The following is an 18,100-nucleotide window of genomic DNA, read 5'->3' as shown; positions in this document are numbered from 1 at the left end:
TGACGCGCCGCTTTCCTGATCGTTGATTAGTCGCCGGCGAACCTGACGCAGGCGTCACTTTGTGGCAAGGCCCGCGCCCGCCGGCCGCGAAGGATGCTAAGGGGGCCGTATGAAGGCCTGTGTGTTCATCAACCTGCCTGCCGCCGCGGATCGCCGCGCCAGCGTCGAGGCCTCGTTCGCCGCCGCCCAGACCGCCGGCTGGACGCTGGACCGCTTCGAGGCCTTGGACCCTTCGGAGGTCGCCGACACGCCCGGCGACCTGAAGCCCGCCGAAAAGGCCTGTTTCGCCAGCCATCGCGGCGCCTTGGGGCGACACCTCGCCGACGAAGAGCCGCTGCTGATCGTGGAGGACGACACGGTCTTCGCGCCCCAGGCGCTTGCTGTCCTCGACGCCCTCCTGGGTCGGTTCACCGATTGGGATGTCATCTATACCGACGTCGCGCTGTTCGACCTGGCGTCGATGCTGCGGCTGGCGCGTGGGCGGGACGCGATGGCGCGGGCCGGCGAGTTCTCAATTCTGGCCCTGGACGCTATCCCCTACGCCGGCGCCGGCGCCTATGCGGTCCGCGGCGGCGCCAAGCGGCGGTTGCACGCGGCCCTTTCGGCGCCCGCGGGCCTTGACCAGCCTATCGACCTCTTCCTGCGCGACCTCGCCCGGGGACCCGACTTCCGCTTCGGGGCCTGCGTCCCGTTCCTCACTGCGCCGGCCGAGTTGGCCGACCAGGGCTCGCAGATCCAGGCACAGGACAGCGCGCTCTTCGACGCCACGCTCAACATCTTCCGCCGCACGATGTGGATCGCCCGCGATCCGGAGCAGAGCGCGCGCGACGCCGCCTGGCTCGCCGCGCAGGCGCCGGGCGAGACCGAGCAGCTGTTGGGTGGCCTGTTCTCGGTGCTGGCCGCGCCGGCCTTCCCGCTCGACCGCTGAGCTAAAGGGCTTAGGCGAAAGCTTCCGCGATGCCTTGGGGCTGCAATGGGTCCTCGCCGAAGCGGTTGGAGCCGGCGACACCTCTGAGGAGTCCCAAGTCCACCAGCACCCACATGGAAATGCAGAAGCTGATGAAGCGAAGGAAAGCGGGCGCATCGGACGCTCTGCCGCCTAGCGCCGCGACTGATGCGATGACTTCAAGGAGGCTCGGCACACCTTGATAGAGAACCAGCCACCAGGCCGATTTATTGCGGTCGTGGAGGCGCCTCGCGCCAATGGACATGCCCGCCCAGATGAAACCGACGAACAGGGGCGCCGCCAGAATCCATAGGAATGTGGCGACAGCGCCAAGCATCCCGATGACCACGAAGACAGCGAGCGCAACGCCCACCATGATCAGGCTCATCAGCCAATAGGGCCTCCTGTTCAGTCGCCCCTGGAAGGTGAAGTAGTTCCGCCAGTTTCCCACGCCCGTCCCCAAAAGCTTCGCCGGCGCAATTCTGATCCCTTTTTGTTCACGTCGTCAAGGTTGTCGTCAACGCCCCTTCCACTGCGGCGCGCGCTTCTGCGAGAAGGCCAGCGGGCCCTCGACGAAGTCGGCGCTGCGGTAGAGGGCGGCGATCGCCGGATAGTGGCTCTGACCCTTCATCGCCGCCTCCAGGCTGGGCTCGTCCAGGCCCTTGTAGACGGCTTCTTTCGACGCCCGGATCGACATGGGCCCCAGTTCGCAGATGCCCTTGGCCCAGGTTCGGGCCATCGCCATCAGGTCGGCCGGCGCGGCCACCTCGGCGACGAAGCCCAGTTCCTTGCCCTCGGCGGCCGAGACGCGTCGCGCGGTCAGGATCATGCTCATCGCCCGCTTGGTCCCGATGGCGCGCGGCAGCCGGTGCAGGCCGCCGGCCAGCGCCGCCAGGCCCACGCGCGGCTCCGGGAGCGCGAAGACCGCCGTCTCGGACGCCAGGATGATGTCGCAGGCCAGCGCGATCTCGAAGCCGCCGCCCATGGCCACGCCGTTCACCGCCGCGATCAGCGGCTTGTTCAGGTCGAACCGCGTCGTGAGGCCCGCGAACCCCGATGGCGGCTGGCCCATCTTGCCGCCGGTGGCCTGGTGCTTCAGGTCGTTGCCCGCCGAGAAGGCGCGGTCCCCGGCCCCGGTGACGATGGCCACCCACTGCTCCGGGTCGGCGGCGAAGGCGTCGAACACCTCGCCCAGCTCGAAGTGCGCCGGGGAATGCAGGGCGTTCATCACCTCCGGGCGATTGAGCGTGACGACGGTGATCGGCCCTTCACGGTCCACCTTCACAAATTCATAGGCCATGGCGTGTCTCCCCTGTCGCCACCACGCTTGACGGTGGCGCAGGTCGCGTCAAGCGCGCCTCCTAGGCTCAGGCCTCCGCCTCGGGCGTTCCGGGCAGCGGTTGATGGAAGACCAGCCGGAACCCGTCCGGGTCGCGAGCGTGGAACGCCAGATAGCCGTATTGGGTCGGCGCGGGCGGTTCCGCCTGCAGCCCGCGGGCCGTCATCTCGGCATAGAGCGCCGGGACGTCGTCACAATCGAGGTAGAGGTGGGTGTGTCGACAACCGGCCCAGCGCGGTTCGCTGCGGGTCGGCGGCCGTTCGTTGGCGTCGTAGGCGGTGTTCAGCATCAGATCGAGCCCACCCAGCCCGAGGCGGACGAAGTGCGAGAAACGCCCTTCGGCGGTCTCCACTTCCGGCGAGGCGAAGACGACGCGAAAGCCCAGCAGGTCGCAATAGAAGGCCACCGACGCGGTCATGTCGAAGACCTCAAAGTAGGGCGTTACGCCCGTCAGCTCCGGCATCACACCTCCTTCAGCTCGCGCCGATACCGCTTCCAGTTCTCGACATAGTGCGCCGCGCCGCCGGCCAGCATCATCGCCTGCTCGGGGCTGATCTCGCGCACCACCTTGCCGGGCGCGCCCATGACCAGCGAGTTGTCCGGGATCTCCTTACCCTCGGTGATCAGGCAGTTGGCCCCGATCAGGCAGTTCTTTCCGATCTTCGCCCCGTTCAGGACGATCGAACCGATCCCCACCAGGGAATTGTCGCCGATGGTGCAGCCGTGCAGCATCACCATGTGCCCGACCGTCACATTGGCCCCGATGGTCAGCGGCGAACCCGTGTCGGTGTGCAGGACGCTGCCGTCCTGGATGTTGGAGTTCTCGCCGACGACGATCGGGTCGTTGTCGCCGCGCAGGGTGGCGTTCCACCACACCGAGGCGTTCTTCTTGAGAATCACTCGGCCCATAACGGATGCGGTGGGCGCAATCCAGTATTCGTCATCAATCGGTAATTCAGGTGTCACATTGCCTAAGTTGTAGACACTCATCCGCACACCCCGTTTCTTGCGACAATCGGTCCGTTTAACATTTGGGAAACCAAGCTACCCTCATATTAGTCGGGCGATTCGAGGGGGCGATAGCCTTCTCGGACTCCGCTGCGGGGCCGGTTCATCGGCTCCGTGTCTCGCGCTGGACGGAGTTGATGGCGCTGAGTGTGTTGTCACCCCGGATCCTCGGATCCGGACCGGCATCCCGGGGATCATCCCCAGGCAAGCCTCTTAGCCGCGCACGTCGTCTGCTTCGATTCACCCCGACCACCCAAAGGGCGCTCCATCGCGGAGACGCCCTTTTTTCTTGGCCTTTTTCTTACTGGCCTAACGGAGGCTTTTGATGACCAAGCGAGCCCTGAAGCGACAGCTGCGCGAAGGCGCGTTCGACGCCGGACAGTTCACCGGTGACGATAAGATTCGTCGGCTTCCGCTCGATAGGGGCTGGTCGCCGCTCGCGCATCACAATTCCAACGACGAACGCGAGCAGGGCTATCTCAAGACCATCAAGGCCAAGAGCCCCGGCCAGGAAGAGCTGATCAAGGCCATCGACGCCAAGAACCTGGTCATGGCGCTCGGCCCCGCCGGCACCGGCAAGACCTACCTGGCCATCGCCAAGGCCGTCGAAGCCCTGGAGAGCGGCAGCGTCGGGCGCATCGTGCTCTCGCGCCCGGCTGTGGAAGCGGGCGAATCGATTGGCTATCTGCCCGGCGACGCCGAGGACAAGCTCGCCCCCTACCTGCGCCCGCTCTACGATGCGCTCTCCGACCGCCTGTCGATGAAGCGGGTCCGCGCGCTGATGGCCGAGGGCGCCATCGAGATCGCCCCGGTCGGCTTCATGCGCGGCCGCACGCTCAACAACGCCTTCATCGTCATCGATGAGGCGCAGAACTGCACCTACACCCAGCTGAAGATGCTGCTGACGCGCCTGGGCTGGCACTCGACCATGGTGGTCACCGGCGACCCGGACCAGTCGGACCTGCTGCCGGAGTTCTCGGGCCTGCGGACCGTCGCCGACAAGCTGGAAACCGTCGGCAATATCGCCGTCGTCCGCCTGGCCGACCGCGACATCGTCCGCCACCCGCTGGTGGCCGAGATGCTGGGGGTTCTCTAGCAACCTGCGTCCACGCTTGGCGCGCGGCCGGCCCAGCGCCGGCTGCGACACGTTGAGCGTGGACGCGAGTTAACTTGCCGGGGTCCCATCCCCTCGTCGATAGTCGATGCGGGAGGACACCCATGATCAAGCCGAAAGCCCGAACCGTCGCCGCCCCCTCGCCGCTCCGCATCGCGTTGGCGGTGACGCTGACGGTGGTCGTTTCGCTGGTCCTGCTGGTCGCGCCGCGCCCCAGCCACGCCGCCGGCGATACCGAGATCCTCGGCAGGTGGATTTCCGACAAGAACGACCCGGCGCTCGACTACGCCATCGCGGCGGGAACCGCGCCCGGCGCCTTCGTCCTGACCGTCCCGGCCAAGGCGCTCGGCGGCAAGGCCGGCGAGACTGTCATCCTGCAGCGGACGTCGGCCGGCCGGTTCGAGACCGTCAAGGGCTCGATCCTGCGCGGCAGCTTCACCGTCACCGGCCCCAGGCGCGCCGAGTTCAAGGCGATGGAGAACACCAAGCAGAGCTTCCACATCATCGACCAGCTGCTCGAGCGCCCCTGACGGACGCCGGGGCGCGCTTGACCGGCATGGCCTGGGCTCTATAGATAGTTCGGCAATCTAACTATCTAATGTGAGTCCGATGCCCGTAGCGGTTCCTCAGTCCAAGACCGCCGAACCCGACGAGGTGCTGGCCCTGGCAGAAGCCCTGCGAGGGCCCATTCTCAAGGTGTCGCGCAAGCTGCGCCAGGAGGGCCAGAAGGTCGGGCTCTCGGCGCAGGAGGCCCTGATCCTGGGCTACCTGCGACGCAATCCGGGCGCGGGAGTCAGCGAACTGGCCGACTTCGAGCAGATCTCGCGCCCGACCATGTCGAGCCACGTGAAGCGCCTGGAGGCCGCCGGCTGGCTCACCCGCGCCGACGACGCGCAGGACGGCCGCCGCCAGGGCCTGACGGTGACGCCGGCCGGCGCGCGCAAGCACGAGGCCATCCAGCGCCGCCGCAGCGACTGGCTGGCCGAGCGGCTGGTGCGGCTCACGCCCGCCGAGCGCGAAGCCCTGCTGGCCGCCGCCGCCCCGCTGCTCAAGCTGGTGACGGTGGGCGCATGACCACCCGCGCCGAAGAGATCCTCGAGACCGATGTCCTCGACGAAGGCGGGGCCGACGCCGCCGCCATCCTCAACGAAGGCCGCGACGCGACCTTCCGGGGCTGGGTGGTTCCGGCGATCATCGGCTCGGCTCTGCTGATGCAGACACTGAACGCCACCTCGATCAACAATGCGCTCCCCGCCATGGCCCGGGCGATGCACGTCGAGCCGCTGCGGCTCAGCCTGGCCATCACCATGTACCTGCTGGCGTCGGCGGTGTTCCTGCCGATCGGCGGCTGGCTGGCCGACCGTTTCGGGGCCAAGCGAATCTTCCTGATCGCCATCGTGCTCTATGCCAGCGCCTCGGCCGCCTGCGGCTTCGCCAACAACCTGCCCGAACTGGTCATCTTCCGCCTGTTCCAGGGCTGCGCGGGAGCGATGATGGGGCCGGTCGGCCGGTTGGTGCTGCTGCGCACGACGCCGAAGAACGAGCTCGTCGGCGCCATGTCCGTGGTGACCATGCCGGCCCTTCTGGGGCCCGTCGTCGGCCCGCTGCTGGGCGGCGCGATCGTGACCTATGTGTCCTGGCGCTGGATCTTCTTCCTGAACCTGCCGATCGCCGTGGCCGGCGTCTTCCTGGTGCGCGCCTTCGTGCCCGATGTGAAGGAACAGGAGACTCAGCCGATCGACTGGCCGGGCATCTTCCTGACCGGTTTCGGCCTGGCGGGACTGATCTTCGGCTTCGAGAGCCTGCGGGGAAACGTCTTGCCGCCGCTGGCGGTGGCCGGGCTGTTCGCCGGCGGGCTCGCCTGCCTGGGCCTCTACTGGGCGCATGCGCGGCGCACGCCACACGCCATCATCGACCTGGCCATCTTCCGGATTCCGACCTTCAAGGCCTCGGTGTTGGGCGGGTCGTTCTTCCGGCTGGTGCCCGGCGCCACGCCCTTCCTGCTGGCGATGCTGCTGCAGGAGGGCTTCGGGATGAGCGCGTTTGCGGCCGGCGGCATGACCTTCATCTCGGCCGTGGGCGCGCTGGTCATGAAGACCACGGCGCCGCCGATCCTGCGCCGTTTCGGCTTCCGCAGCGTGCTGATCGTCAACGGCCTGATCTGCGCGGCCACCTACATGGTCTACGCCTTGTTCCGCATCGACACGCCGGCCTGGATCATCATGACGACGCTCGCGGTCGGCGGCTTCTTCCGCTCGTTGCAGTTCACCAGCCTGAACGGCATGGCCTACGCCGACCTCGAGCAGGCGCAGATGAGCCGGGGCACGACGACCGCCTCCATGGCCCAGCAGTTCATGCAGTCGGTGAGCGTCGGTCTTGCCGCCGCCTTGCTGCATTTCCTGATGAAGTCGCGCGGCGACACCCACCTGACCGGCGTCACCGTCGCCCCGGCCTTCGCCATCTTCGGCGCGGCGACCTTGGTCTCGATGTATTGGTTCTACCGTCTCCCCGCCAACGCCGGCGACGAGATGAACAACCGCGCCGCGGCGACCTAGCCCTCGACGTCGGTCCAGGGCCGGTCCTGGCCGTCGGAGAGCTCCTCGCGCCATTGGCCCTGCGCGGTCTCGTAGACGATGCCGTGGGTGTCGCCGGCGACGCGCTGTTCGCCGGCCGCGCGCTTAGCCGCCGCCTTGGCCGCGTCGTGGCTTGGGAAGGTCTCGGAATAGGAGCCGTCCACCTGATAGGCCCAGCCGCCGTCATGCTGGACGATTCTGTAGGTCAGGTGGCTCATCTGGGGCTCTCCGCTGCAGCTCGGGCCCTACATGGGCGCGATCTTAGGGGCCCGCAATCTCGAAGCGTTCCGCGGCCGCGGGCTCGGGCCTCAGCGCGGTCTCGATGGCCTCGATCAGGGTCGCCATGTTGATCGGCTTGGCGATGAAGCCGTTCATGCCGGTGGAGAGGTATTCCTCGATCTGGTGGCGCATGACGTTGGCCGACAGCGCCAGGATAGGGGTCGGCGTGCGGCTCTCGGCCCGCTCGAGGGCGCGCATGGCGAGCGCCGCGTCGACGCCGTTCATCACCGGCATCTGGATGTCCATCAGCACCAGGTCGAATTGGCCGGCGCAGAACAGCTCGAGCGCCTCGCGGCCGTCGCCGGCGATCCGCAGGTCGACGCCCAGGGGGTCGAGCATGGCCTTCAGCAGCACCTGATTGGTGCGGTTGTCCTCGGCCGCCAGGATGCGCACCTTGGGCAGGTCCGGTTCGGGCGCCTTTTCCCGCGGGGCCTCGGCGACGGGACCGATCCACGCCAGCGGCAGCTCGACGGTGAAGGTCGAGCCCTGGCCTTCGATGCTTTCGACCGCGACCCGGCCGCCCATCAGCTCCACGAGGTCGCGCGAGATCGCCAGGCCCAGGCCGGTGCCGCCGAACTTGCGGGTGGCCGAGGTGTCGGCCTGCGAGAAGCGTTGGAACAGCCGGTCCAGCTGCGCCTGCGGGATGCCCAGCCCCGTGTCCCTGACCGCGAACGAGACGCCGGCGCCAGTGGCGCGGACCGTCAGGCGGACCTCGCCCGCGCTGGTGAACTTCACGGCGTTGGCGGTCAGGTTGCCGAGCACCTGGCGGATCTTGCCCGGATCGCCGCGCCAGAGGCCGCGGAGTTCCGGCGCGATATCGACCACGAAGGCGACGCCCTTGCGCGAGGCGGCTTCCGCGAAGGCGGCGGTCGCACCGGCTGCGACCAGGCTCAGATCGAACGCCTCGGCGTCGACTTCCAACCGCCCGGCCTCGATCTTCGAAAGGTCCAGCACGTCGTTGAGCAGCGACAGCAGGGTCTCGCCGGAGCTGCGGATCACCTGCACCTTGTCGTGCGCGTCGGCGGGCAGGCCGCCCAGCGCCAGCACCTGGGCCATGCCCAGGATGCCGTTCAGCGGCGTGCGGATCTCGTGGCTCATATTGGCCAGGAACTGGGACTTGGCGACATTGGCCGCCTCGGCGCGATCGCGGGCCTCTTCCAGATCGCGCACCGCCCCGTCGTGCGCCCGCTCATAGGCGTCGAGTTCGGCGACCACCCGCCACATCTGCCAGCTGAGAACGGCCAGCAGGACGGCGAACAGCGCCAGGCCCACGCTCAGCGCCGGGGCTGCGTCGCGCAGGGCGGCGAAGCCCTTGTGCGGCGGGGTCCAGGTGACGACGCCCACCGGGCGACCGGTGATGTCGATCAGCGGCGCCGCCGCGGCCGACCGCGCCATGGGGACGATCGCCGGCGCGTTCACCCGCATCCGGCGTAGCGAATAGAGCACGCGGGAATCCAGGGTCTGGGCGCTGATCACCATCACCGCGGGGCCCGGCCGGCGCGGCGCGTCGAAATCGGACGGCGTCACCGTCGAGGCGCCGATCAGATAGCGGACGCCGCCGGACACGAAGATGCCCTTGGCGGTCTCGGCCAGCGAGGGATCGGTCGGCTCGACCTTGGCCCGGTTGGCGCCGCGGCCGGCCTCGATGGCCCGCAGCTTGCGGACCAGCGGCATGGCGTCGGCCAGGAACTGCGCCTGGCTGGCGGCGTCGACCCGATGCTTGCCGGCCCAGGCGTAGAACGGCCGGTCCCGCCCGTCGATGACGACGGTGCGGTCGAAGCCGCGGTTGTTGGCGAAGAAGGTCCCGATATTGGCGTCGGTCCAGGTCAGGTCGCCGCCGGGACGCAGGTTGGCGTAGGCCTGATCCCAGACCGTGGCGGTCGTCATGTCGGAGACCAGCCGCGTCTGGATCCGGTCGACGGCGTTGGCGATCAGGAAGCCGTCTTCGCGGAGCTTCAGCTCGTCCAGCCGTTTCGCGCCGCCGAACAGCAACAGCGCCACGCCCACCAGCACCACGGCCACCAGGGCGAAACTGAGCGCCAGCAGCCGGCGGATCGCCGCCTGGCTCTTGCGCGCCGTCTTCCGTTCGCCGACCTCAGTCATGCCGCGACAGAAGCGGGCGAAAATCAACGAGGGGTTAAGATCGCGGTAACCCCGCCGGAAACTCGGCGGCTGCGTCGTTCCGCCACCTAAGGCGCGACGATCTCGAACCAGAAATCGAAGCGGTCCAGCAGCGGCAAGAGCTGGCCCAGAACGGCGGCGCCCTCGCCGGTCACCACGCCGTCCTCCAGCGCCTTTTCCAGCGTCGTCTCACCGATCACCAAGCCGATCAGCACCGGCCGGGTGAGCGTCACCGCCGGGCCACCCTCCCCAGCTTTGTGGTGCAGCACCGCGTTCTCGACGCTGACCGCGAAGCGCTCGCCGGTGTCGCTGAAGCTGACGGTGAGCGCGAGGTCGCCGATGGCGCCGGCCCTGGGGCCGTTGAGCCGCACCGCGAAGCTTTCCAGCAGCGCGTCCGCCGGCAGGGACCGCAGCTGCCCCGCCGCGCCCTGCCGGGGCTTGTCCGACGCCGGACGCGGATTGCGCAGCTCCTGCGCCCCAGTCAGGTAGAAGGCGCGCCAAGGCCCGCTCTCGGCCTGATAGCCCATCTGCTCCAGGGCGTCGGCCTGCAGGGCGCGGGCCTCGGGATGGTTCGGGTCGGCGAACACCAGATGGTTCACCAGCTCCGCCACCCAGCGGTACTCGCCACGCCCATAGGCCTCCCGCGCCTTGGCCAGCAGGGCCTCGGGCCCACCGGCCACCTCGACATAGCGCCTGCCGGCCTCGACCGGCGGCAGCTTGTGCAGGTTGGCCGGGTTGCCGTCGAACCAGCCGAGGTAGCGTTGGTAGACCGCCTTGGCGTTGTGGCTGAGCGTCCCGTAGTAGCCGCGCGTGTGCCACTCGGCCGCGAGGCTCGGCGGCAGCTCCAGGTCCTCGGCGATCTCCACCGGCGTCAGGCCGTGGTTGGCCATCCTGAGCGTCTGGTCGTGGATGTATTTGTAGAGGTCGCGCTGCTGGCGCAGGAACCGCTTGGCCTCGCCCGAGCCCCAGCGCGGCCAGTGGTGGCTCGCGAACAGCACCTGGGTGTCGTCGGCGAACATGTCCGACGCCTCGTCGATGTAGTGGCTCCAGGCGCGCGCATCGCGCACCTGCGCCCCGCGCGGCGTGTAGAGATTGTGCAGCTGGCAGGTGCAGTTCTCCGCCATGCACAGCGCCCCGAACTGCGGGAAGAAGAAGTTCATCTCCGCCGGCGCCTCGGTGTCCGGCGTCACCTGGAAGACGATCTCGACCCCGTCGAGGGTCAGGCGCTCGCCGGTCTCGCGGATGCTGAGCGTGTTGGGGACCAGGCTGACGGCGCCCATGGAGACCGCCTTGCCGAGGCCCGCGTCCACATGGCCCTTGGGGTCCTTGGGCAGGGTCGCGCCGTACATGTAGGTCGCGCGGCGGCCCATGGCGTTGCCGGCCAGCACGTTCTCGCTCACCGCCGCGGCCAGGAAGCCCTCGGGCGCCACGATGGGCACGCCCGCCTCGATGTCTTCCGGGCTCAGCACGCCGCGCACGCCGCCGTAGTGGTCCACGTGGCTGTGGGTGTAGATCACCGCGGTCACCGGCTTGTCGCCCCGCCGCTCGCGCATCAGCTGCAGCGCCGCCGCCGCCGGCGCCGCCGAGGTCAGCGGATCGACGATGACGTAGCCCTCGTCCCCCTCGATGAAGGTGATGTTGGACAGGTCGAAGCCGCGGACCTGATAGACCCCCTTGGTCACCTCGAAGAGGCCGTGCTGCATGTTGAGCCGGGCCTGACGCCACAGGCTCGGGTTCACCGTCGGCGCCGGGGTCTCGTCACCTAAGAAGGCGTAGGGCTTGAGGCTCCAGGCGCCCGGGATGTCGGCCTCCGGGATGCTCGAGATGAAGCCGCGCGTGGCGTTGGCGAAATCCGCGCCGGTTTCGCGCGGCAGGCGCGCCGCGAGCGCCGCGTGCGCGGCCTTTGTCGCCTGCGTGGCGTCCTTGCGCTGATCCATGTCGGCCTCCCCTGACCCAAGGCTTTAGCATGCGAAGTCGGTTGCGATAGCGCCTAGGCGAACCGTGCCGGCCTGCCTAAGCTCGCCGCAAATTTTCACCGGTTCGAGCGCTCACATCATGAAATTCATCCCCGCCGTCGTCGCGACCCTCCTGGCGCTCGGCGCCTCGGCCCAGGCCGCCACGACGCCCGCGCCCAAGGCCAAACCGGCCGCCGCCAAGTCCGGCCACGTGGCCCTGCCCACTGACGTGCGCCCGACCCGCTACGACATCACCATCAAGCCCGACGCGGCCCACCTAAAGTTCTCCGGCCATGAGGCCATCGCGCTGGACGTGAAAACAGCGACCAGCCGCATCGAGCTCAACGCCGCCGACATCGCCTTCCAGACGGCGAGCCTCAGCGGCGATACCGCGGCGCCCAAGATCAGCCTCGACAAGGAGCAGCAGACTGCGACCTTCACCTTCGGCCACCCGCTGAAGCCCGGCCGCTACACGCTCACCCTCGACTACACCGGGGTGATCTACGAGCAGGCCTCGGGCCTCTTCGCCCTCGACTACACCGGCGAGGGCGGCAAGAAGCAGCGCGCCATCTTCACCCAGTTCGAGAACTCCGACGCCCGGCGCTTCATCCCCTGCTGGGACGAGCCCGGCGTGAAGGCGGTCTACGCCCTCTCCGTCGAGGCGCCAGCCGCGGAGATGCCGGTCTCCAACATGCCGGTGGCTGACGCCAGGCCCGGCTCGGGCGGCCTTACGACCACGCGCTTCGCCGACACGCCGAAGATGAGCTCCTACCTGCTGTTCTTCGCGCTGGGCGACTTCGAACGCATCCACAGGCAGGTCGGCAAGACCGACGTCGGGGTGATCGTGCGCAAGGGCAAGGCCGCCCAGGCGCAGTTCGCCCTCGACGCGGCGACCGAGATCCTGCCGTTCTACAACGACTACTTCGGCACGCCCTACCCGCTGCCCAAGCTCGACTTCATCGCCGGCCCCGGCCAGAGCCAGTTCTTCGCCGCCATGGAGAACTGGGGCGCGATCTACTACTTCGACTATGCGCTGCTGATCGACCCGAAGCTCTCGACCGAGGCGGACAAGCAGGGCGTCTACGTCGATATCGCCCACGAGATGGCCCACCAGTGGTTCGGCGACCTGGTGACCATGGCCTGGTGGGACGACCTGTGGCTCAACGAGGGCTTCGCCTCCTGGATGGAGAACAAGACCACCGACCACTTCCACCCGGAATGGAAGATCTGGCTGCAGACCAAGGGCGGCGAACAGGGCGCCATGCGGACCGACGCCCGCAACGGGACCCATCCGGTGATCACGCCCATCAAGGACGTCTTCGCCGCCGCCAACGCCTTCGACAGCATCACCTATGAGAAGGGCCACTCGGTCATCCACATGCTGGAGGACTACGTCGGGCCCGACGTGTTCCGCGCCGGCGTGCGCAACTATATCGCCCACCACGCCTACGGGAACACCGTCACCGATGATCTGTGGAGCGAGGTCGACAAGGTCTCGCCCAAGAAGATCACCGCCATGGCGCACGACTTCACCCTGCAGGCTGGCGTGCCGCTGGTCAGCGTCGCGGCCGCCCCCGGCAAGGGCGTCACGGTCACCCAATCCCGCTTCGGCGCCGACGCCGCCTCCAAGGCCCCGAAGAGCTGGCGCACGCCGGTGACGGTGGGCGGCCTGGGCGCGCCCTGGCGCACCCTGGTCAGCGCCAAGGCTCCGGTCAGCAAGGCGGCCCGCGCCGACGCCGCGCCGCTGCTCAACGCCGGCCAGATCGGCTATTTCCGCAGCCGCTATTCGCCGGAGCTGGAGACCCGCATCGTCGCGGCCTTCCCGACGCTGGCGCCTGAGGATCAGCTGGGCCTGGTCTACGACAGCCGCGCACTGGGCGAGGCCGGCTACGCCCCGCTCACCGACTTCCTGCTGGTCGCCGAGCAGGCGCAGGCGGCGCAGGACCCGGTGGTGCTGCGCGCGCTGATCGCCCAGCTCGACGCCACCGACGAGAACTACAAGGGTCTGCCCGGCCAGGCCGCCTTCCGCGCCTTCGCCCGCGCCCGCCTGGCCCCGGCCTTCGCGCGCCTGGGCTGGGACGCCAAGCCCGGCGAGAGCGACAACGACGCGCTGCTGCGCCGCAGTCTGCTGGGCGAGCTCGGCAAGTTCGACGATCCGGCGGTGGTCGCCGAGGCCCGCCGCCGTTTCGCGGGCCTGGTCGCCAATCCGGAAAGCCTGCGGGGCGCCGCGCGCCTGACGGTGCTGTCGATCGTCGCCAGCCACGCCAACGCGGCGACCTGGGACCAGCTTCACGCCATGGCCCAGAAATCCACCGAGAGCACCGACCGCAGCCGCCTCTACAGCTACCTGGGGACAGCCCGTGACCCAGCGCTGGCCGACAAGGCGCTGGCGCTCTCGCTCACCAAGGAGCCGCCGCCCACCGACGCGCCGAACCTGATCAGCGCGGTGGCCAACGCCTTCCCGGACAAGGCCTACGACTTCGCCATCGCCCATCGCGCCGAGGCCGACGCCATGGTCGAGCCCACCAGCCGCACCAATTTCTGCGCGGGCCTGGCCAGCGGTTCGCTGAACCCGGACATGGTCGGCAAGCTGAACGCCTTTGCCGCAACGGTGCCGGCGTCGGCGCGGCCGGCGGTCACCCGCACCATCGCCACGATCAACTTCCGCCAGGACATCATCAAGAACCGCCTGCCGCAGGTCGACCGGTGGCTGGCGGCGCACTCTGAGGCCGAGCGGCGGCCGCTCTCCCCCGACACGTCAGCGCGCGTGGAGAGGTAGGTTAGCCGTCCGCCCGCGCCGGATAGATCTTCGGCCGCAGCGGCTTGATGCGCAGCGACAGACCCGGCGCCACGCCGCTCGGGATGCCGGGTCCGCGCGCTTCCAGTTCGAAGGTTCGCCCTTCGATCAGGCACTCGATCCGCACATCCGGGCCGCGGGCGGCCACCGCCGTCACCTCGCCGGCCAGGCCCGCGCCGTCGAGGGGCGCGAACATCACCTCGTTGGGGCGGAAGAACACATCGACCCGGCCCTGCGGCGCGGTCGCCGGCGCCTTGGTCTCCCAGTCGGCGACGGTCAGCCGCCCGTCCTCGACCACGCCCGGCAGGCGGCAGGCCGCGCCCAGGAAGTCGTAGACGAAGGGATCGGCGGGGTTCTCGTAGACCTCGTTGGGCGTGCCGAGCTGGCGTAAGGTCCCGTCCTTCAGGATCGCCACCCGGTCGGCGAGGTCGAGCGCCTCTTCCTGGTCGTGGGTCACGAACACCGTGGTCACGCCGGCCCGGTCGTGCAGGTCGCGCAGCCAGCGGCGCAGCTCGCGCCGGACCTGGGCGTCGAGCGCGCCGAACGGCTCGTCGAGCAGGAGCATGCGGGGCTCGATCGCCAGCGCGCGGGCGAGCGCCACCCGCTGCCGCTGGCCGCCGGACAGCTGCGCCGGGAAGCGACCGCCCAGGTCTTCGAGCTGGACCAGCTTCAACAGGTCCGCCACCCGGTCGGCCACGTCGGACTTCGAGGGCCGCTCGCGCCTCGGCCGCACGGTCAGGCCAAAGGCGATGTTCTGCGCCACGGTCATGTGGCGGAAGAGGGCATAGTGCTGGAACACCATCCCGACCTTGCGCCGCCGCACCGGGATCGACAGGAAATCCTCGCCGTCGAAGCGCACCTCGCCGGCGTCGGGCCGCTCCAGGCCCGCCAGCACGCGCAGCAGCGTGGTCTTGCCCGAGCCGGAGGGACCTAGCAGCGCCAGGAATTCCTTGTCGCGCGCCTGCAGCGAGACGTCGTTCAGCGCCGGAAACCGTCCGAACGACTTGGAAACGCCGCTGATCTCCAGCGACAGCGGCGAGGCGCCGTTCGCGGCGGCCCCCCTCGCGGAAAAGCGGTCAGTGTCGGCGGTTGGCTGCGAGTTCTCCGGCATGTCGCCATTCGAGTCCGGTCTTGAGGACCAGGGTGATGAGCCCGAGGGAGGCCAGGAGACTGGCCGCCGCGAAGGCGCCGACGAAGTCATAGTCATTGTAAAGCACCTCGACATGAAGCGGGAGCGTAGTTGTCAGGCCGCGGATGTGGCCGGAGACGACGGAGACGGCGCCGAATTCGCCCATGGCGCGCGCGTTGCACAAAAGGACGCCGTAGAGCAGCGCCCAGCGGATGTTCGGAAGCGTGATCCGCACGAAGGTGGTGAAGCCGCCGGCGCCGAGCGTGAGCGCCGCCGACTCCTCGTCGGCGCCCTGGTCCTGCATCAGCGGGATCAGCTCGCGGGCCACGAACGGGAAGGTCACCAGGATGGTCGCCAGGACCAGGCCGGTGGTGGCGAAGATGATCTTCACATCGTGGTCGATGAGCCAGGTCCCGAACCAGCCCTGGGCTCCGAACAGCAGCACCCAGACGAGGCCCGAGACCACCGGCGACATGGAGAACGGCAGGTCGATCAGGGTCAGCAGCGCGCTCTTGCCGCGGAATTCGAACTTGGCGATGCACCAGGCCGCCGCGACGCCGAAGACGGCGTTCAGCGGCACGGCGATGGAGGCCACCAGCAGGGTCAGCTTGATGGCCGAGACGGCGTCGGGATCGCGAATGGCGTCGAGGTATTTTCCGACACCCTTGGCGAAGGCGTCGTGGAACACCACGAACAGCGGCAGCAGCACCAGGCCCGCCATGACGATGGCCGAGGCCAGCACCAGCAGGATCGCCAACCCCGGCAGGCGCACGCTGGAGATCGGACGGGCGGCGACGGCGGTCATGCCCGGCCCCGCCGCGCCAGCAGCAACTGCAGCCCGTTGATCGCCACCAGCGAGCCGAAGGAGATCGCCACCATGGCCAGGCCCACGGCCGCGGCGCCGGCGTAGTCGTACTGCTCGAGCTTGATGACGATCAGCAGCGGGGCGATCTCGGTCTTGCCGGGCAGGTTGCCGGCGATGAACACCACCGAGCCGTACTCCCCAACCGCGCGGGCGAAGGCGAGGCTCACGCCGCTGATCAGCGAGGGGCCCAGCGCCGGCAGGATGACGCGCACCGCCCGCTGCAGGCTGTTGGCGCCGAGCGTGGTCGCCGCCTCCTCGACCTCGTGATCCAGCTCCTGCAGCACCGGCTGCAGGGAGCGCACGACGAAGGGCAGGCCGATGAACACCAGCGCGATGAAGATGCCGAGCGGCGAATAGGCGGTCTTGATCCCCACTTTCGCCGCCAGCGACCCCAGCGGCCCGTTCGGCGCATAGATGGCCGTCAACGCGATGCCTGCCACCGCGGTCGGCAGCGCGAACGGCAGGTCGACGAGCGCGTCGAGGATGCGCCGGCCGGGGAACTGGTAGCGGGTCAGCGTCCAGGCCAGCAGCACGCCCAACGGCGCGTTCAGCAGCGCGGCCAGCGCCGATAGCCCGAAACTGAGCTTCAACGCGGCCAACACCCGCGGCGCGGCCAAGGCATGCCAGACCCCGTCGATCCCGAGCTCCCAAGGCCGCGCGGCGAGCGCGATCAGCGGCAGGACGACGATCGCGCCCAGGTAGGTGAGCGTGATCCCCAGCGACAGGCCGAAGCCCGGCAGGATGGAATGCTGCACCCAGGGCGTGCGGCGCGCCTTCAACGGCGAAGCGAGGATCGCCGGCGCGGTCATGCCGGCTTGTAGATCTGGTCGAACAGGGCGCCCTCGGCGAAGTGCGCAGCCTGCGCCTTCTTCCAGCCGCCGAACGCCTGGTCGATGGTCACCATCGGGATGGCCTTGAGGCCCGCGGCGTATTTCGCCGCCGCCGCCGGATTGCGCGGCCGGTAGTGGTGCTTGCCGATGATCTCCTGCGCGGCCGGGCTGTAGAGGAAGTTCAGGTAGCCGGTGGCGACCGCGCGCGTCTTGTGGCGGTCGACGTTCTTGTCGAGCAACGCCACCGGCGGCTCGGCCAGGATCGAGCTCGATGGATAGACGATCTCGAAATTCGGCCCGAACTCGTCGATGGTCAGGAAGGCCTCGTTCTCCCAGCTGAGCAGCACGTCGCCGATGTTGCGCTGGGCGAAGGTGGTGGTGGCGTCGCGCGCGCCCGCGCCCAGCACCGGCACGTTCTTGAACAGCCTGGCGATGTAGTCCTTGCCGCCGGCCGCGCCGCCCTGCTTGGAGCCATAGGCATAGGCCGCCAGATAAGCCCAGCGCGCGCCGCCGCTGGTCTTCGGATTGGGGGTGATCACGCCGACGCCCGGCTTCACCAGGTCGGACCAATCGCGCACGGCCTTGGGATTTCCCTTCCGCACCAGGATGACGATGGTCGAGGTGTAGGGTGTCGAATTGTTCGGCAGACGGCTCTGCCAGTTGGCCGGCAGCAGGTGGGCGCGCTCGGCGATCTCGTCGATGTCGCCGGCCAGCGCCAGCGTGACCACGTCGGCCTGCAGCCCATCGATCACCGCGCGGGCCTGCTTCCCCGACCCGCCGTGGCTCTGCTTGATGTCCAGGACCTGGCCGGTCTTGCCCTTCCAATAGGCGGCGAAGGCGGCGTTGATGTCCTTGTAGAGCTCGCGGGTCGGGTCGTAGCTGACGTTCAGCAGGGTGAGCGGGGCCGGGGCGGCGAACGCCCGGCCGGCCAGCAAGGGCGCCGCCACTGCGACGCCGGCCATCACGGCTCTCCGGGAAGGGTGCAGCTTCGTCATGGTCTCAAGTCCTCAAGGAAATGGGGGCTCAGGGACGCTTGCCGGAACGCTGACAGCCGGGTTCCACCTCGCCAGACAACCCGCGAAGTGAAGCCGCGTTTCACAGCGAACCGCGCAATCTGCGGTTTGCGCACTTCACAATCCCGTGG

Annotated in this window: 17 protein-coding genes; 6 read left to right on the top strand and 11 right to left on the bottom strand. The window is 68.9% G+C overall.

The genetic code is table 11. The features are described 5' to 3' along the window. The first annotated feature begins 109 nt into the window (after nucleotides 1-109). A complete protein-coding gene (locus tag VKQ35_RS01120; protein ID WP_324358138.1) occupies nucleotides 110-928 on the top strand; it encodes a hypothetical protein in 819 nt (272 codons plus the stop codon). Between the two features lie 10 nt (nucleotides 929-938). Here VKQ35_RS01120 and VKQ35_RS01115 read toward each other — a convergent pair whose 3' ends face one another. The 4 genes from VKQ35_RS01115 to VKQ35_RS01100 form a co-directional block, all read right to left on the bottom strand. Further along, nucleotides 939-1,397 (bottom strand): DUF805 domain-containing protein, encoded by a 459-nt coding sequence (locus VKQ35_RS01115; RefSeq protein ID WP_324358137.1) that lies wholly within the window; start codon nucleotides 1,395-1,397, stop codon nucleotides 939-941. A gap of 66 nt (nucleotides 1,398-1,463) precedes the next feature. Further along, on the bottom strand, nucleotides 1,464-2,246 hold the full coding sequence (locus VKQ35_RS01110; protein WP_324358136.1) for an enoyl-CoA hydratase-related protein: 783 nt from the start codon (nucleotides 2,244-2,246) through the stop codon (nucleotides 1,464-1,466). 67 nt (nucleotides 2,247-2,313) lie between these two features. Next, nucleotides 2,314-2,748: a VOC family protein gene (locus VKQ35_RS01105; protein WP_324358135.1), complete on the bottom strand. Its 435-nt coding sequence runs from the start codon at nucleotides 2,746-2,748 to the stop codon at nucleotides 2,314-2,316. Continuing rightward, complete coding sequence (locus VKQ35_RS01100) at nucleotides 2,748-3,275, bottom strand: gamma carbonic anhydrase family protein (protein WP_324358133.1); 528 nt, start codon at nucleotides 3,273-3,275, stop codon at nucleotides 2,748-2,750. Before VKQ35_RS01100 ends, VKQ35_RS01105 begins: the two co-directional genes overlap by 1 nt. 343 nt (nucleotides 3,276-3,618) lie before the next feature. Here VKQ35_RS01100 and VKQ35_RS01095 point away from each other — a divergent pair, with 343 nt between their 5' ends. The 4 genes from VKQ35_RS01095 to VKQ35_RS01080 all read left to right on the top strand — a co-directional run bounded on the left by VKQ35_RS01095 (nucleotide 3,619) and on the right by VKQ35_RS01080 (nucleotide 6,962). Further along, nucleotides 3,619-4,389 (top strand): PhoH family protein, encoded by a 771-nt coding sequence (locus VKQ35_RS01095; protein ID WP_324358131.1) that lies wholly within the window; start codon nucleotides 3,619-3,621, stop codon nucleotides 4,387-4,389. Nucleotides 4,390-4,511: 122 nt separating this feature from the next. Beyond that, entirely contained in the window at nucleotides 4,512-4,937 is a 426-nt protein-coding gene (locus VKQ35_RS01090; protein WP_324358129.1) for a hypothetical protein, read from the top strand. Between the two features lie 79 nt (nucleotides 4,938-5,016). Continuing rightward, nucleotides 5,017-5,481, top strand: a complete 465-nt coding sequence (locus VKQ35_RS01085) for a MarR family transcriptional regulator (protein ID WP_324358128.1) — start codon at nucleotides 5,017-5,019, stop codon at nucleotides 5,479-5,481. Then, entirely contained in the window at nucleotides 5,478-6,962 is a 1,485-nt protein-coding gene (locus VKQ35_RS01080) for an MFS transporter (protein WP_324358126.1), read from the top strand. The genes VKQ35_RS01085 and VKQ35_RS01080 overlap by 4 nt, the downstream gene beginning before the upstream one ends. Here the strand turns inward: VKQ35_RS01080 and VKQ35_RS01075 are convergent. The 3 genes from VKQ35_RS01075 to VKQ35_RS01065 all read right to left on the bottom strand — a co-directional run bounded on the left by VKQ35_RS01075 (nucleotide 6,959) and on the right by VKQ35_RS01065 (nucleotide 11,317). Then, a complete protein-coding gene (locus VKQ35_RS01075) occupies nucleotides 6,959-7,198 on the bottom strand; it encodes a DUF2188 domain-containing protein (protein ID WP_324358124.1) in 240 nt (79 codons plus the stop codon). The two genes, VKQ35_RS01080 and VKQ35_RS01075, sit on opposite strands and share 4 nt — an antisense overlap. Before the next feature lie 43 nt (nucleotides 7,199-7,241). Beyond that, nucleotides 7,242-9,362, bottom strand: coding sequence for an ATP-binding protein (locus VKQ35_RS01070; protein ID WP_324358122.1), 2,121 nt, complete (start codon nucleotides 9,360-9,362; stop codon nucleotides 7,242-7,244). Nucleotides 9,363-9,448: 86 nt separating this feature from the next. After that, the gene (locus VKQ35_RS01065) at nucleotides 9,449-11,317 is read right to left on the bottom strand and encodes an alkyl/aryl-sulfatase (RefSeq protein ID WP_324358121.1); all 1,869 of its coding nucleotides are present in this window, start codon (nucleotides 11,315-11,317) and stop codon (nucleotides 9,449-9,451) included. Nucleotides 11,318-11,435: 118 nt separating this feature from the next. Here VKQ35_RS01065 and VKQ35_RS01060 point away from each other — a divergent pair, with 118 nt between their 5' ends. Next, entirely contained in the window at nucleotides 11,436-14,114 is a 2,679-nt protein-coding gene (locus VKQ35_RS01060; protein ID WP_324358120.1) for a M1 family metallopeptidase, read from the top strand. A gap of 1 nt (nucleotide 14,115) precedes the next feature. Here the strand turns inward: VKQ35_RS01060 and VKQ35_RS01055 are convergent, their stop codons facing one another. The 4 genes from VKQ35_RS01055 to VKQ35_RS01040 are packed head-to-tail and all read right to left on the bottom strand — an operon-like array spanning nucleotide 14,116 to nucleotide 17,918. Next, complete coding sequence (locus tag VKQ35_RS01055; protein WP_324358119.1) at nucleotides 14,116-15,243, bottom strand: sulfate/molybdate ABC transporter ATP-binding protein; 1,128 nt, start codon at nucleotides 15,241-15,243, stop codon at nucleotides 14,116-14,118. Continuing rightward, a complete protein-coding gene (gene cysW / locus VKQ35_RS01050; protein ID WP_324358117.1) occupies nucleotides 15,209-16,066 on the bottom strand; it encodes a sulfate ABC transporter permease subunit CysW in 858 nt (285 codons plus the stop codon). Before cysW ends, VKQ35_RS01055 begins: the two co-directional genes overlap by 35 nt. Further along, nucleotides 16,063-16,935, bottom strand: a complete 873-nt coding sequence (gene cysT / locus VKQ35_RS01045; RefSeq protein ID WP_324358115.1) for a sulfate ABC transporter permease subunit CysT — start codon at nucleotides 16,933-16,935, stop codon at nucleotides 16,063-16,065. The genes cysW and cysT overlap by 4 nt, the downstream gene beginning before the upstream one ends. Next, the gene (locus tag VKQ35_RS01040; protein WP_324358113.1) at nucleotides 16,932-17,918 is read right to left on the bottom strand and encodes a sulfate ABC transporter substrate-binding protein; all 987 of its coding nucleotides are present in this window, start codon (nucleotides 17,916-17,918) and stop codon (nucleotides 16,932-16,934) included. Before VKQ35_RS01040 ends, cysT begins: the two co-directional genes overlap by 4 nt. Between the last annotated feature and the right edge of the window lie 182 nt (nucleotides 17,919-18,100).

This window comes from Phenylobacterium sp. (genome assembly GCF_035309685.1).
In the GTDB taxonomy this organism is placed as follows: domain Bacteria; phylum Pseudomonadota; class Alphaproteobacteria; order Caulobacterales; family Caulobacteraceae; genus Phenylobacterium.
This window is presented reverse-complemented; position numbering and strand designations above follow the sequence as displayed.